Annotated in this window: 21 protein-coding genes and 1 tRNA gene; 12 read left to right on the top strand and 10 right to left on the bottom strand. The window is 36.1% G+C overall.

Translation table 11 applies throughout. The features are described from left to right. Genes FNJ88_RS05865 through FNJ88_RS05850 form a run of 4 tightly spaced genes read left to right on the top strand, consistent with a single transcriptional unit; the run spans position 1 to position 1,060 of the window. Entirely contained in the window at positions 1 to 213 is a 213-nt protein-coding gene (locus tag FNJ88_RS05865) for a hypothetical protein (RefSeq protein ID WP_143852291.1), read from the top strand. Further along, positions 206 to 517 (top strand): rhodanese-like domain-containing protein, encoded by a 312-nt coding sequence (locus FNJ88_RS05860; protein WP_143852290.1) that lies wholly within the window; start codon positions 206 to 208, stop codon positions 515 to 517. Before FNJ88_RS05865 ends, FNJ88_RS05860 begins: the two co-directional genes overlap by 8 nt. Beyond that, the gene (locus tag FNJ88_RS05855; protein WP_143852289.1) at positions 514 to 720 is read left to right on the top strand and encodes a hypothetical protein; all 207 of its coding nucleotides are present in this window, start codon (positions 514 to 516) and stop codon (positions 718 to 720) included. The genes FNJ88_RS05860 and FNJ88_RS05855 overlap by 4 nt, the downstream gene beginning before the upstream one ends. A 40-nt stretch (positions 721 to 760) precedes the next feature. Beyond that, positions 761 to 1,060: a thioredoxin family protein gene (locus FNJ88_RS05850; RefSeq protein WP_143852288.1), complete on the top strand. Its 300-nt coding sequence runs from the start codon at positions 761 to 763 to the stop codon at positions 1,058 to 1,060. Between the two features lie 2 nt (positions 1,061 to 1,062). On the opposite strand, the gene FNJ88_RS05845 is transcribed toward FNJ88_RS05850, so the two are convergent. Next, positions 1,063 to 1,821: an amidohydrolase gene (locus FNJ88_RS05845; RefSeq protein ID WP_143852287.1), complete on the bottom strand. Its 759-nt coding sequence runs from the start codon at positions 1,819 to 1,821 to the stop codon at positions 1,063 to 1,065. A 130-nt stretch (positions 1,822 to 1,951) separates the two neighbouring features. On the opposite strand from FNJ88_RS05845, the gene FNJ88_RS05840 reads away from it, so the two are divergent. From FNJ88_RS05840 to FNJ88_RS05830, 3 genes are all read left to right on the top strand, one after another. Beyond that, the gene (locus tag FNJ88_RS05840; protein WP_143852286.1) at positions 1,952 to 2,395 is read left to right on the top strand and encodes a DUF6646 family protein; all 444 of its coding nucleotides are present in this window, start codon (positions 1,952 to 1,954) and stop codon (positions 2,393 to 2,395) included. 110 nt (positions 2,396 to 2,505) lie between these two features. Beyond that, positions 2,506 to 3,843, top strand: coding sequence for an RIP metalloprotease RseP (gene rseP / locus FNJ88_RS05835; RefSeq protein ID WP_143852285.1), 1,338 nt, complete (start codon positions 2,506 to 2,508; stop codon positions 3,841 to 3,843). A gap of 74 nt (positions 3,844 to 3,917) precedes the next feature. Next, positions 3,918 to 3,991: transfer RNA gene (locus tag FNJ88_RS05830), tRNA-Asn, on the top strand. Between the two features lie 202 nt (positions 3,992 to 4,193). Here the strand turns inward: FNJ88_RS05830 and pepT are convergent. Further along, positions 4,194 to 5,453, bottom strand: a complete 1,260-nt coding sequence (gene pepT, locus FNJ88_RS05825) for a peptidase T (RefSeq protein WP_143852284.1) — start codon at positions 5,451 to 5,453, stop codon at positions 4,194 to 4,196. Positions 5,454 to 5,637: 184 nt separating this feature from the next. Here pepT and FNJ88_RS05820 point away from each other — a divergent pair, with 184 nt between their 5' ends. Together FNJ88_RS05820 and FNJ88_RS05815 are read left to right on the top strand one after the other, a co-directional pair. Beyond that, entirely contained in the window at positions 5,638 to 6,486 is an 849-nt protein-coding gene (locus tag FNJ88_RS05820; RefSeq protein ID WP_143852283.1) for a hydroxymethylglutaryl-CoA lyase, read from the top strand. A gap of 17 nt (positions 6,487 to 6,503) precedes the next feature. Next, positions 6,504 to 6,911, top strand: a complete 408-nt coding sequence (locus FNJ88_RS05815; protein ID WP_143852282.1) for an OsmC family protein — start codon at positions 6,504 to 6,506, stop codon at positions 6,909 to 6,911. Between the two features lie 174 nt (positions 6,912 to 7,085). Here the strand turns inward: FNJ88_RS05815 and FNJ88_RS05810 are convergent, their stop codons facing one another. Genes FNJ88_RS05810 through FNJ88_RS05795 form a run of 4 tightly spaced genes read right to left on the bottom strand, consistent with a single transcriptional unit; the run spans position 7,086 to position 8,837 of the window. Then, entirely contained in the window at positions 7,086 to 7,412 is a 327-nt protein-coding gene (locus tag FNJ88_RS05810) for an SUF system Fe-S cluster assembly protein (RefSeq protein WP_143852281.1), read from the bottom strand. A 16-nt stretch (positions 7,413 to 7,428) separates the two neighbouring features. After that, on the bottom strand, positions 7,429 to 8,127 hold the full coding sequence (locus FNJ88_RS05805) for a 3'-5' exonuclease (RefSeq protein ID WP_143852280.1): 699 nt from the start codon (positions 8,125 to 8,127) through the stop codon (positions 7,429 to 7,431). A gap of 21 nt (positions 8,128 to 8,148) precedes the next feature. Next, on the bottom strand, positions 8,149 to 8,490 hold the full coding sequence (locus FNJ88_RS05800) for a tRNA-binding protein (RefSeq protein WP_143852279.1): 342 nt from the start codon (positions 8,488 to 8,490) through the stop codon (positions 8,149 to 8,151). Between the two features lie 11 nt (positions 8,491 to 8,501). Further along, on the bottom strand, positions 8,502 to 8,837 hold the full coding sequence (locus tag FNJ88_RS05795; protein WP_228414576.1) for a c-type cytochrome: 336 nt from the start codon (positions 8,835 to 8,837) through the stop codon (positions 8,502 to 8,504). A gap of 185 nt (positions 8,838 to 9,022) precedes the next feature. On the opposite strand from FNJ88_RS05795, the gene meaB reads away from it, so the two are divergent. Further along, positions 9,023 to 10,006: a methylmalonyl Co-A mutase-associated GTPase MeaB gene (gene meaB / locus FNJ88_RS05790; RefSeq protein ID WP_143852278.1), complete on the top strand. Its 984-nt coding sequence runs from the start codon at positions 9,023 to 9,025 to the stop codon at positions 10,004 to 10,006. A gap of 1 nt (position 10,007) precedes the next feature. Here meaB and FNJ88_RS05785 read toward each other — a convergent pair whose 3' ends face one another. Next, positions 10,008 to 10,541: a DUF4251 domain-containing protein gene (locus tag FNJ88_RS05785; RefSeq protein WP_143852277.1), complete on the bottom strand. Its 534-nt coding sequence runs from the start codon at positions 10,539 to 10,541 to the stop codon at positions 10,008 to 10,010. 99 nt (positions 10,542 to 10,640) lie between these two features. Between FNJ88_RS05785 and FNJ88_RS05780 the strand changes: the two genes are divergently transcribed. Together FNJ88_RS05780 and FNJ88_RS05775 are read left to right on the top strand one after the other, a co-directional pair. Further along, positions 10,641 to 11,450, top strand: a complete 810-nt coding sequence (locus FNJ88_RS05780; RefSeq protein WP_143852276.1) for a M48 family metallopeptidase — start codon at positions 10,641 to 10,643, stop codon at positions 11,448 to 11,450. Positions 11,451 to 11,519: 69 nt separating this feature from the next. After that, on the top strand, positions 11,520 to 11,843 hold the full coding sequence (locus tag FNJ88_RS05775; protein WP_143852275.1) for a hypothetical protein: 324 nt from the start codon (positions 11,520 to 11,522) through the stop codon (positions 11,841 to 11,843). A 32-nt stretch (positions 11,844 to 11,875) separates the two neighbouring features. Here the strand turns inward: FNJ88_RS05775 and FNJ88_RS05770 are convergent, their stop codons facing one another. Genes FNJ88_RS05770 through FNJ88_RS05760 form a run of 3 tightly spaced genes read right to left on the bottom strand, consistent with a single transcriptional unit; the run spans position 11,876 to position 14,050 of the window. Beyond that, positions 11,876 to 12,496 (bottom strand): outer membrane beta-barrel protein, encoded by a 621-nt coding sequence (locus FNJ88_RS05770; protein ID WP_143852274.1) that lies wholly within the window; start codon positions 12,494 to 12,496, stop codon positions 11,876 to 11,878. After that, entirely contained in the window at positions 12,489 to 13,298 is an 810-nt protein-coding gene (locus FNJ88_RS05765) for an ABC transporter ATP-binding protein (protein ID WP_143852273.1), read from the bottom strand. Before FNJ88_RS05765 ends, FNJ88_RS05770 begins: the two co-directional genes overlap by 8 nt. Continuing rightward, positions 13,298 to 14,050, bottom strand: coding sequence for an MlaE family ABC transporter permease (locus FNJ88_RS05760; RefSeq protein WP_143852272.1), 753 nt, complete (start codon positions 14,048 to 14,050; stop codon positions 13,298 to 13,300). The genes FNJ88_RS05765 and FNJ88_RS05760 overlap by 1 nt, the downstream gene beginning before the upstream one ends. Between the last annotated feature and the right edge of the window lie 24 nt (positions 14,051 to 14,074).

Raw genomic sequence — 14,074 nt, 5'->3', positions numbered from 1 at the left:
ATGAGGTTATTTTTAAAGAAATATAAATTAGGTATCGTTGGCATTCTGGTTGGTGGGATTTTAGGATATTCTTATTATCATTTTATAGGTTGTACTACAGGAAGTTGTGCAATTACATCAAAGCCAATTAATTCTACTGCGTACGGAATGGTGATGGGTTATTTAATGTTCTCCGTTTTTCAGAAATCTATAATTAATCAAGAAAATGTTTGATTTTATTAAAAAATTATTCGCTGGTACAACAGTGGATTTCAAAGAGCTTATTAGAAATGGAGCACAGATTATTGATGTTCGTACACCATCTGAATTTAGTGGTGGGCACATCAAACAGTCCAAAAACATTCCTCTGCAACAACTGAAGAGTGAAATGAAGAAGTTGGATCTAAAAAAGCCAATAATTACGTGTTGTGCAAGTGGAATGAGAAGTTCCTCAGCAAAAGCGATTCTGGAACAAAACGGGTTCCAGGTTTATAATGGTGGTGGTTGGAGTTCGCTTGAAAATAAATTAAACAAATGAAATCATTCGTTCAAAAGTGGACTTTAAGCAGATTACTCTACTTATTAGCGGGAACATTTTTTGTTTTGGTTGCTGCTTTCGATCGTGTTTGGTTGATGATTCCTTTAGGACTTTATTTCATGGCGATGGCTATATTTAAGTTTGGTTGTGCCAGTGGAGCATGTGGAATTTCATCGAAGGAAGAACCTGATCAATCTTTATAAAGAATAGTCAAAATATTTAATTTTAAAATAATTAAAAGCGATGTCACAAAAATTTAAAGAACTTATTGACTCTGAACGGCCTGTGCTTATTGATTTCTTTGCAACCTGGTGTGGTCCATGTAAAGTTCAGTCATCCGTATTGAATACCGTTAAAGAAAATATCGGTGATTTAGCCAGAATAGTGAAAATAGATATTGATCAGTTTCCGGCAATTGCTTCAGAATATGGCGTTCGAGGCGTTCCAACTTTGGCGGTTTTTAAGAAAGGAGAATTGCTTTATAAAGAAAGTGGTGTTCATGATGTCAACAGATTGACTGAACTTTTGAAGCGTTTTGCATAAAACTATCTTATTAGAAACTCATCTCGGTCTGAAAGAAATGGAAATTTTGTTCTAAACTCTTGAAGCTTATTTGCATCTAAAACTGCTGAAATAATGTTATTTGTCTTTGTTGACACTTCTTTCCCATCAGCAGAAAAACAATAGGAGCTTTCTGGATATTCGAGGTTATTTCCGTCGGTACCAATTCTATTGAGTCCAAAAACATATGCTTGGTTTTCAATCGCTCTTGCTTTTAAAAGGGTAGTCCATGCGTCAATTCTACTTTTTGGCCAATTTGCAACATATAGTATCACGTCGTAATCTTCAGTATTTCTTGAAAATACAGGAAACCGTAAGTCATAGCATATTTGAAGTAAAAAGCGCCAACCTTTGTAGGTAACAATTACTCTATCATTTCCTGCATCATACCTGTCATCTTCACCAGAATAAGAGAAGAGATGCTTTTTATCGTAGAATTGATAGGTGCCATCGGGCAGAACGAAATAAAATCTGTTGTAGAAAAGCTCACCTTCTTTTATGGAAGCACTTCCACAAATTGCGATATTTCTCTCTTTAGAAAAGGTTTTCATCCAGTTTAAAGTTTCTTCCGTACAATCAGCAATCTTTTCCGGATCCATATGAAATCCCGTAGAAAACATTTCAGGCAGAATTAATAAATCAGATTCAATATTTGAAAGGTCACCCTCAATTTTTTCGAAGTTTGATTTTTTGTTTTCCCACTGAATATCAAAGTTTAAGCCAGCTATTTGTAGGTTTCTCATTTTGATTTTTAGTATTATTTGAGTTCATAAATCTACAAATTTTATGATAATAAAGTTAATTTTCTCTTAATTTGGTTCGATTATTGAATGAAGAACGACATCATTAAAAGTAACAATAAAATTTAACATTATGAAAAAGTTATTATTAGTATGCTCATTGTTGTTCGTTGGACAAATGGCATTCGCACAAGCTTGGTCCGGTAAAGGTGATCAGAAAATTCAAGTTGGCTTCAACGGTTGGGGTTACGGAACCGGGATTACTGGAACTTACGATTATGGTTTGTCTAAAATTATTTCAGTTGGGGCTGGTGCAAATTTCTTTTTCGACCACGACAATGCAAAATATGCTGATGACGACTTTGGAGTATTCGGACGTTTGAACTTTCACTTACAGGATCCATTAGGACTGCCTTCTAACTGGGATATTTATCCAGGTGTAGATTTAGGTCTTTTAGGTAAAAGTGGAACGTATTTCGGAGCACATGTTGGAGTAAGATACTTCTTCAACAATAATGTAGGTGTATATCTGGAAGCGGGTAACAATGGAAGCATTGGAGTTTCGTTTAACTTGTAGAAATACAAGATATATAAGACAAAAGGTTCTCATTTTGAGAACCTTTTTTATTTGGCATGCCTTTGATAATTTGTATCTTCGCAAATCTTAAAATAATTTAATTATACTCAATGACATTTATTCAGTTATTTCAATTTATATTGAGCATCTCGATTCTTGTAATTCTTCATGAATTGGGACATTTTATACCGGCAAAACTTTTTAAAACAAAGGTGGAGAAATTCTATCTTTTTTTTGATCCTTGGTTCTCGATCGCGAAAAAGAAAATTGGCGATACCGAATACGGTATTGGCTGGTTACCATTTGGTGGTTATGTGAAAATCGCAGGTATGGTTGACGAAAGCATGGATACCGAGCAATTGAAAAAACCTGCTGAACCGTGGGAATTTAGAAGTAAACCTGCTTGGCAACGTTTAATCATCATGATGGGTGGTGTTACCGTTAACTTTTTCTTAGCGTGGATTATTTATTCATCTTTAAGCTATTTCAAAGGGGAAACTTATCATGACAACACCAAGTTCGAAAACGGAATTTCAGTATCTTCTGCAGGTGAAAAAATGGGTTTAAAAAACGGAGATAAAATCCTGAAAATCGATGGGAAACCAGCTGAACGAATGGAGACCTCTACGATTAATATGTTATTTGCAAATGAAGTAACCGTTCTAAGAGATGGAAAAGAAGTTGTATTTCCCGTAAATGAAGATGGAGTAGCAGATGTTTTGGCTGAAAATGAAGCTAAAATGTATTTCAGTCCTCGTTTTACTACTATTGTTGACAGTTTAACTCCTACTGGAGGTGCCCAGGCTGCAGGATTGGTAAAAGGAGATAGGATTACCGGAATTAATGGTGTTTCAGTTCCTTTTTATGATCAGTTACAATCGCAACTTTTAAAGAGTAAGAATCAAGATGTTGTCCTGCAAATCCAAAGAAACAATGCTCCATCAGAGGTTACTGTAAAGGTCGATGGAAATGGAAAACTTGGATTTACACGTGATTTTGAAGTTGTTAAAGATCAACTTGATCATGCAAAGGTTACTAAATCTTATTCGATTGGTGAGGCAATACCACGTGGTTTAACGCGTACTATTGATGTGCTTACGATGCAGATCAAACAATTCAAGATTGTATTCAATACAAAGACGCAAGGCTATAAAAAGGTTTCAGGACCAATTGGAATTATCAAACAAATGCCAGAGACGATCAATTGGGAGTTCTTTTGGAGTTTTACCGCGATGTTTTCAGTATGGTTGGCTTTCCTTAACTTAATCCCTATTCCGGGCTTAGATGGGGGTCATGTAGTCTTTACGCTTTGGGAAATGATCACTGGGAAACCAGTCCCGCAGAAAGTTTTAGAAAATGCACAGATGATTGGGGTTATTTTCCTACTTGGATTAATGATTTTGATCTTCGGAAACGACATTGTTAAGTGGATTACAGGAAAATTTTAAAATTTTCTTAAAAATATTTTGGCAAAACTAAAAAAGTTTTTATATTTGCAGACGCTTAGCGCAAAGAGCAACACTCCTCTTTAGCTCAGTTGGTTAGAGCATCTGACTGTTAATCAGAGGGTCCTTGGTTCGAGCCCAAGAAGAGGAGCAAAACCATCACAGAAATGTGGTGGTTTTTTGTGTCTTTATATCGGAGAATTATTTCTCTTCTCCTGTGAAAACCAGTCTTTTGTATTCCATTGATTTGTTTTTTCTCTTTTAAAATTCGATATTCAAAGGAATAAAACTGTTTAATAAAAAACCATCACAAATTAAAGTGATGGTTCTTCTGGTATAAATGAATCAATTATTTATCTTTTCTTTTTCGATCTCGCAATATTTATAATTACTTCTACTGCTTTTTCCATCGATTCCAGAGCAACATACTCGTAAGGTCCATGGAAATTTAGTCCACCAGCGAAAATGTTGGGACAAGGTAACCCCATATATGATAGTTGTGCTCCATCTGTTCCGCCTCGGATAGCTTTGATCTTCGGGTCGATCTTCGCATCTTTTAAAGCCTGTTCTGCAATGTCAATGATATGCATCTTGCCTTCAAACTGCTGTTTCATATTACGATATTGATCCTTAATCTCAATTTCTGCAGTTCCATCGCCGTGTTTTTTATTAAAAACGGATACTTGATCACTGATGAATTTTTTTCTTGCTTCGAATTTTTGTTCATCATGATCACGAATGATATATTGAATTTTCGCTTCTGAAATATCAGCTTTTATATCCATTAAATGATAGAAGCCTTCGAACCCCTTTGTTGTAGCAGGTGTTTCATTTTCAGGAAGCATTTGTATAAATTCTGCCGCCAAAAGGGTAGCGTTAATCATTTTTCCAAAAGCATACCCTGGGTGAACACTCAAGCCATGAATTTTCACCACCGCACCCGCAGCATTGAAATTTTCATACTCCAGTTCTCCAACTTCACTTCCATCCATCGTATACGCCCATTCTGCACCAAATTTTTTCACATCAAATTTGTGAGCACCTCGTCCAATTTCTTCATCAGGAGTAAATCCAATAGCAATCTTCCCATGCTTAATTTCCGGATGAGCCATTAAAAATTCTGCTGCTGTTACGATTTCTGCAATACCAGCTTTATCATCGGCGCCTAACAGAGTCGTTCCGTCTGTTGTAATTAGTGTTTTCCCAATGTGATCTTTCAAGCTTTCAAATCGTGTAGGAGAAAGAGTAAAACCCGTTTCGGAGTTTAATACAAGATCTTTCCCATCGTAGTTTTCCCAAATTTGAGGTTTTACATGCTCTCCGCTAAAGTCTGGTGAAGTATCATAGTGAGAAATAAATCCAACTACGGGCTCCTCATCATTTTCTAAATTAGAAGGGACATAAGCGTAGATGTATCCATGTTCGTCAATGGAAACATCAGCCAGACCGATTGTTTTTAATTCTTCAAAAATATAATTAGCGATATCCCATTGTTGTGGAGTAGAAGGCGTAGCTTCGCTTTCTGCATCACTGGTTGAGTAAATTTTCACGTAGTTGATAAAACGATTTTGTAATTTTTGTTTCCAGTCCTGCGTAAAATCTATTGGTGTCATAAACGGTATTTTTAACAAAGTTAAAATTTTAGGATGAGGTTAAAGCAATGATTTAGGAATTATTTTTGTTGCTTTAAAATGAAGGTCCAATATAAATGAAAGGATATCAAGACTTTAACAAAGTGGTTTTTAAATGTCGCGTTTTTCAAAGTTTTGGTATATTTGAGAAAATTCAAAATTCAAAATGTTTTTAACTGAATGTCCGCGTGATGCTATGCAAGGTTGGGGTGAATTTATTCCCACAGAGAAGAAAATAGATTATATTAATTCGTTAATGGATGTAGGTTTTGATGTGTTGGATTGTGGCAGTTTTGTTTCTGCTAAAACAATTCCGCAGATGGCAGATTCGGGAACGGTGATTGATCAAATAGATAAGAGTCGGTCGAATACCAAATTATCTGTAATCGTAGCCAATTTTCGTGGAGCTGAAAAAGCTTTAGAAAATCAGCAAGTTGATATTTTGGGGTTTCCTTTTTCAATTTCAGAAACCTTTCAGCACCGCAATACCAATAAAAGTCAAGAGGAAGCTTTTGATGATATTAAAGAGATTACAAACCTTTTGGCATCGGATGGTCGCGAATTAAACGTGTATTTCTCTATGGCATTTGGAAATCCTTACGGTGAAATTTGGAAAATATCCGATGTAGAATACTGGACGCGACGATTTAGCGATATTGGAATTAAAAACATCTTGCTTTCCGACACGACGGGAACAGGAACTTTGGAACAGATAGAACTGCTCTTTAAAAATATTCCCGGGAATTATTCAGAAATTGATTTTGGGGCCCATTTTCACAATCGGTACGAGGATTCCTATATTAAATTGAAGACGGCTTATGATAATGGATGTCGTAGATTTGATTCTGCAATTAAAGGGATCGGTGGTTGTCCAATGGCAAAAGACGATTTAGTCGGAAATATGCCAACAGAACAAGTCATTAATTTTATGGCTCATGATAAAATTGAGCATTCATTGAATCTACTAAATTTCGAAAGTTCTTATAACAAAGCGAAAGATATCTTTCACTTCTAATTAAAACCAAACTAATTATGGCAACTTCAAAAGTGACTTACACAACCGATTTACGTTGTGAATCAGAACATATTCAATCGGGTACCATCATAATAACTGATGCGCCCACTGATAATCACGGGAAGGGAGCGGCGTTTTCGCCGACCGATCTGTGTGCAACTTCTCTTGCGCAATGCATGCTTACCACCATTGCTATTTTAGGAAAAGATAAAGGAATTACCATAGATGGTTCTTACGCGGAAGTTCAAAAAAATATGAACCCTAAACCTAGAAAAATTGCCGAGGTCATTTGTGATTTACAAATTAAAGGAGATTTTTCCCCGGAACAAAAATCTTTTATTGAAGAAACGGCTTTAAATTGCCCCGTAGCGCTTTCTCTTAGTGCAGATCTTAAAAAAACAATCAGCTTTAAATATGACAATTAATGTTGATGAAAACTGGAGTTTTCCACCTAGAAATTTTTAATAGAAAAAGCCTCGACATCTTCTGATGACGAGGCTTTTTATTTTTTTAGGACTGTTTATAATGATGTAAATAGCAGTTGTGCCTAATAATGCGTAACAGACCATTTATAATTTTGTTGATGTCCTTGATTAATTTTAGAACATTCCAAGTTCGAAGCGGGCTTCTTCGCTCATCATATCTTTATTCCAGGATGGCTCAAAAGTAAGTTCCAAATCTACTTCCTTTACGTCTTCTACTTCTGTAACTTTCTCACGAACTTCTGCTGGTAAACTTTCTGCTACTGGACAATTGGGAGTTGTTAAGGTCATTATTACTTTAACAGCACCTTCTTCGGAAATCTGCACATCATAAATTAAACCTAATTCATAAATGTCAACCGGGATCTCTGGATCGTAAACCGTCTTTAGAGCTAAAATAATATTTTCACCGATCTCGGCGATCTTTTCTTCTGTATATTTCATTCTGTTGTTGGAAATTTTATCTTTCGCTTTGTTGTAATAAGTTCTCCTGACGCATCCGCCGGAAAACATTTGCCAAAGTTAAGACATCTTTTTCACAATATTGAACTATTCTAAATAAGTCTTTATCTATATAATAAGTAGACGACACCATTGAGCCGTCGATATCATCTTTCGGTGTGGGAATTCCAAAGATATTAGCGAGAAGTTCCAAAGATATAAAGGTTTTGTAATCTCCAAATTTCCAAAGCTCCATGGTGTCGATATGAGGGATTTCCCAGGGTTTCTTTCCGAACAATTGAAAAGGTTGCGGTGGTTGCATGCCATTAATTAAAAACCTTCTTGCAATCCATGGGAAATCGAATTCCTTCCCATTGTGAGCACACAAAATCACGTCTCGTAATTTCGGGCGATTAAATATTTCACCAAATTCTTCTAAAAGGTTTTTCTCATCATCGCCATAGAAGCTTCTAATCATTAGCTGATCGTCTTTGCCGAGAATACCGACCGAAATACAAACTATTTTACCAAATTCCGCCATAATTCCGCCTCTGTCTTTGTAGAATTCCTCAGCAGAAATATCCTCTTTACGTTGGAATCTGGTTTTTTTGTCCCAAAGACATTGAGTGGTTGGATCAAGCTCCTCCCATTTCCCATATTGAGGAACTGTTTCAATATCGAGAAATAATACTTTTTCTAATGGAATATTTTGGATCATAGTTATATTTTTACTTGAATTTTAACCAATTTTAAAACCATTCTTCACGTCACGATCAGTGGTGAGTAAAGTCACTTCGTTATTTTCACCATAAATACCTAATATTAAACACTCACTAAAAAAATTAGCAATCTGTTTTTTAGGGAAGTTAACCACGGCAGTGATTTGTTTGCCAATGAGATCTTCCTTTTTGTAGAGGTCCGTAATTTGTGCAGAAGATTTTTTGATACCTAATGGACCAAAATCGATCTCTAGTTGATAAGAGGGATTTCGAGCAGCATCAAAATCGTTAGCCGAAATGATTGTGCCAATTCTTAGATCAAGTTTGTCAAAATCTTGCCAGTTTATTTCTGGTTTTATCATAAATCAGATAATTAAGGCTTAACCGAAACAATGTAATCATAAACCATTTCATGTTGAGGGTCTGTTAACTTTGCTTTTGGAGCCATTGCATTCATAATCCCAACCCACTCTTGTGCAGAATGATCTGTAGGAGTTGGTAAATCATGGCATTTTCCACAAGAGTTTTCAAAAACAGTTTTCCCTTGAGCAAGATATTCTACCGTAATCGTTTTAGTTGCTGTTGTTCCGGGAGTTTTTGGTGCACACGAAAATAACAAAGCGAGGGCTACTGCCGTTGTACCTAAGAAACATTTTGTTGAGCTTAAAGTCTCCTTTGCTATTCTGGAATTCATTGTTTGAGTTTTCATTTTATATTTTATTTATTTCAAAATTAAGTAATTTTATCTATAGCTGTGTTTTAAAGGCTTAAAATAAACAGGATTTATACAGATCACTGGGACGGTGTTGAAATTGTTGAGTTTTATTTGAAGTAATTGAAAAACTTGGTTTCGTGATAGAATTAATTTCCTAAAAGAATTGTATTTTTGATTAAATGAAAACGCTTTCTAACCAAGAACTGATAAAAGGAATAAGATCCGGTGATAAAAGATTGCTGGGCAAAGCCATTACTTTGGTGGAAAGTAAAAAAACAGAACATCGCGCGCAGGCAGATGAGCTTCTAAAAGAGATTCTGCCTTTTACAGGAAACTCAGTCAGAGTAGGTATTACTGGCGTTCCAGGTGCAGGAAAATCGACATTCATTGAGAGTTTTGGGAAATTTGCTATTCAACAAGGAAAAAAAGTAGCCGTTTTGGCAATCGACCCAAGTTCTTCATTAAATAAAGGATCTATTCTTGGTGACAAAACGAGAATGGAACAGTTAGCGACCGAAGAAAATGCTTTTATACGTCCAAGTCCGAGTTCGGGATTCCTGGGAGGAGTAGCCGATGCAACCTTTGAAAGCTTACTCATTTGTGAGGCTGCAGGGTATGATTATATATTAATAGAAACTGTTGGAGTTGGACAAAGTGAGGTTTTGGTTTCGGATATAACCGATGTTTTTTTATTTTTAAAGATTATCGGCGGTGGCGACGAACTTCAAGGCATAAAAAGAGGGATCATGGAAATGGTAGATCTTATTTTCATTAATAAAGTAGAAGAAGAAAACCGCCTTAAAGCAAAAAATACAAAAGTAGAATTAATGCGCGCTCTTCACTTTCTACCCTCAAAAGAAAAAAACTGGAAAGTTCCCGTGCTGCTTGGATCCGCTTTAAATAATAAGGGTTTGGAAGAGGTCTATGAAAAAATTCAAGAGTTCATAGATCTGAAAATTTCTAATCACACTTTCGAAGGTACCCGTAAGAGACAAGCAGAGAAGCGTTTCGATTACTGGGTTCAGGAATATATCTTGCAAACAACAAAAGCAGATAAATCCACAGAAGCCTTTTACGAAAATCATAAAAAAAATGCTTCTGAACTGAAATCAAATCCAAGTACAGAAGCAAAAATATTTGTTGATAAACTACTGAAGAAATAATTTACTTCTTCACCGGTGCATTTTCGGTAATATAACCATCATAAGAGATCGCCTGTCTGTCATTTGCATCAATGGATACATAAGTCTTCCCATTTTTGTAAGCCTCGATAATAATGCTGTTGATGTTACTTTGGTCTTCTGTCTTGATGGTGAAAATTGAACTGTCTTTCTTCCCTTCAGAACGAGTCACCGTAAAATCTTTCGAAGTGAATCTGTAAGAATTTTTTTGGGGGTCCATATTCGATCGATACATTCTTCCAAAGTATGGTAAAGTAACTTCTAAAACCTCTTTTTTGATTTCAAGAGTATATCCAGGATCCAAATTTAGCATTCTGCTAGCACTGCCAGAAGGAAGCGAGTTCATAACATTAACAACTTCATAATTAGTGGGATTAGCATGCTCGGCAACAAAAGTAAATTCAGCTTTTTGTAAAAGTGCAGTAACATTCGCAGAATTCATGGAACTTTGCGTAGTACAAGAAACCACTAAAATCAACGACAGAAAAACTGTCACTATATTCGATAATTTTTTCATTTTGACTGTTTTTAAATTAAAGTAAATTAAAGCAATACTAAGCTACCTTTTTTATTTGGAATAAAAATTGTTTATCGATAGGAAAGTAATAATACTACTATGAATAAAATAAATAAACTATTAGGCATCAGTGTACTATCCGTAATGATGGTCGCTTGTACGACAAACCCAATTACTGGCCGTAAATCACTGCAGCTGGCAAACAATCAGGAAATCACCGCAATGGCTTTGCAACAGTACAAACAGGCGTTGTCACAGGCAAAAGTAATTTCTGGTACAACGCAAGCAAAAAGCGTTCAGAATGTAGGGTTAAGAATTAAAAATGCTGCGAATAATTATTATCGTGGTATTGGCCGGGAAGCCGACCTTGCCGGTTATAACTGGGAATTCAATTTATTAAATGATAAGCAAATCAATGCTTGGTGTATGCCAGGTGGTAAAGTTGCTGTTTATTCTGGAATATTACCTATTACTAAATCAGATGCAGGATTAGCGGTTGTTTTAGGACACGAAATTTCTCACGCTCTTGCAGGTCATGGAAATGAGAGAATATCTCAAGGAATGATTGCTGAATATGGAGGCGCAATCTTAGGAAGTACAATCTCGAACGGTCAGCTGGCTGCTATATTTCAGCAAGCTTATCCTATTGGCGCACAGGTCGCTTTACTGAAGTATGGCAGAAGTCAAGAACTGGAAGCTGATGAAATGGGGCTTTATTTAATGGCAATGGCTGGATATGATCCGCAAGAAGCACAGCCGTTCTGGCAAAGAATGGAGGCTGCTTCCACTGGAAACAGACCTCCAGAATTTCTATCAACTCACCCTAATCCAGATACAAGAAGGGCAGATTTAGAAAAACATATGCCGAAAGCACTCGAATATTACCGGGCATCGAGCGGAAAAAGATAAAACCCTTTATTATATAACAGAACCTTTCCTTATTTTTCTTAAATTTGGGAAGGTTTTTAATTAATTACTATGAAAAATTTAACTTTTATTGGTGCTTTACTACTTGGTTTGGCTTTTTTGCTCTATTACATGCTTCCTGAGTTTTCAGTGGTCAAACTATTTGAACCTATGAATTTGATGGGCATTTTGGCTGGTATCGGAATTGGCTTGATCATCGGTGGGATTGTAGGTTACGTAAGTAAAGGGGCTGCTTTAAAGGAAGAAGAGAAAAGAAGAGAATTAAAACAACTTCGTAAAGTAAATGAAGATTTGGAAAAGCAAGCCGCAGAGTTAGCGAAACAACAAACGGTGTCTTATATACCAGATGAAAATAAAAATCCTCCGAATTACTAATTCAGAGGATTTCTTTTATGGGTTTTTATCAACTAGAATTTATAACCTAAACCTAGCATGAATAAACTCGCTCTGTTATCATAATCTATTTGCTGAGTAGAGCCAGCGACATTATTTACAAATTTTCTTTGATCTTGTGAGAATGCTCCTTCATATTTCGCAGAAATAATTAATTTAGAAATCTCGCTTTGTGCTCCAATTTGATATCCTATCGTGAAATCTTTAGAATTTACTTTCTGAATAAAGTTTCCAAAACTATCATCTTTAGTAAGATTGATACTCGCTACAGGACCAATATAAGCACTTAAGGTGTTGCCTAGAAGCTTATACCCCAAAAGTACAGGAATATCTACTCTGCTTGTCTTGGCTTTTATTGTAGTCTGATCAACGGTAACTTCGTTATTGAAGTTAGAGTAAAAAAGTTCAGGCATTACGTACAAAGAACCTGGTAAATCTATTTTAGCAGAAAGCCCGACATTAAATCCAGTGATATTTTTACCATTTTGTTCAATCGCATTGGATGTCGCTGTTTTAAAGTTTTTCCAAGTTGCAGAACTGGTAGGGATTAGCACATTGGATTTTCCTGCAAAAGAAATTTGTGCAGATCCCATAATGCTGGCTGTAAGTAGAGCTATACTAAGAATTTTATTCATTAGAGTGAGGTTTTGTAATTATATTGTCTATTGAAGTTTTATTGGTTTTCATGAAATAATCTCTTAATTCCTTGAACAACTCTGAGGAATAAACGAAATCGATGAGGTTTTTATTGCCGGCATTGATTAGAACGTCTTTATCGCCTTCCCATTCTTTAATTCCTAATCGCAGATAGAGAATTTTTTCCCCAATAGTCATTACGGAGTTCATATCGTGCGTATTAATAATGGTCGTGGTATTATATTCTTTGGTGATCTCCAGCAGCAAGTCATCAATGATATTTGCAGTATAAGGATCAAGACCAGAATTTGGTTCATCACAAAATAAATATTTTGGATTGTTCACAATTGCTCGTGCAATTGCAACTCTTTTCTGCATTCCTCCAGAAATTTCTGAGGGATATTTTCGGTTTGCTTTTTCTAAATGTACACGCCCGATCACCTCAAATGCACGTCTCTTTTTCTCTCGGAACGTTAGATTAGTAAACATGTCCAGTGGGAAGGTAATATTCTCCTCGACGGTCATTGAATCAAAAAGTGCGCTGCCTTGAAATACCGTCCCAATCTCGGAGCGTAATTGTTGTTTTTCGTCCCGACCCATTTTGTTGATATCTTTACCATCAAAAAGTATTTCTCCGGAAGTAGGTTGATACACATTGAGTAAACTTTTTAGAAACACGGTTTTCCCCGAGCCACTCTGCCCAATAATAAGGTTTACTTTTCCTGTATCAAAAGTTGAAGTGATTCCCTTCAAAACCTGAACTTCTTCAAAACTTTTCTTTAAATCTTTTACTTCTATCATTAGCTAAGGAACATTTGAGTTAATATAAGGTTCATGACGATAATTGCTACGATCGTCCAAACTACAGCTTGGGTGCTGGCGCGGCCTACTTCTAGCGAACCTCCTTTCACATTATAACCGAAATAAGCGGGTATGGTAGCAATCAGGAAGGCAAAAGCTGCAGTCTTGAAAAAGGCATACCAGATAAAATGCTGTGGCATGTACATTTGAACCCCAGTTATATAGTCGGCCTTGCTCCAGCTTCCAGTAGCGGTCCCTGCCAAATATCCACCCCAGATTCCAAATACAATACTAATGGCGATGAGCAAAGGGTTGAAGATGACGCTCGCTAATATTTTCGGCAATATTAAAAAGTTTGGAGAATTTACTCCCATAATATCTAAAGCGTCTATTTGCTCTGTTACCCTCATTGTACCAATACTGGAGGCGATGTATGATCCTACTTTTCCTGCCAAAATAACGGAGATAATAGTTGGTGCAAATTCAAGAATCAAAACAACCTTGGTTGCATAACCAATAAATGAATTGGGAATCGGAAAACTTGAAGCACTGAAATTATTAAACATCTGAATGGCTACAACTGCTCCTACAAACGTAGAAGTGAATAAAACCAATCCAAATGAATTAACTCCTAGATCGTATATTTCCCGCATAAAAAGCTTCATAAAAACCGAAGTTTTTTGCGGTCTTTTAATCGCTTTGGACATTAAAATGAAATAGGCGCCTACTTGGCTCAACAAATTTTTTAACATGGTGCTAAATTAGTCTTTTTTATT

The organism is Chryseobacterium sp. SNU WT5, from assembly GCF_007362475.1.
Classification (GTDB): domain Bacteria; phylum Bacteroidota; class Bacteroidia; order Flavobacteriales; family Weeksellaceae; genus Kaistella.
This window is presented reverse-complemented; position numbering and strand designations above follow the sequence as displayed.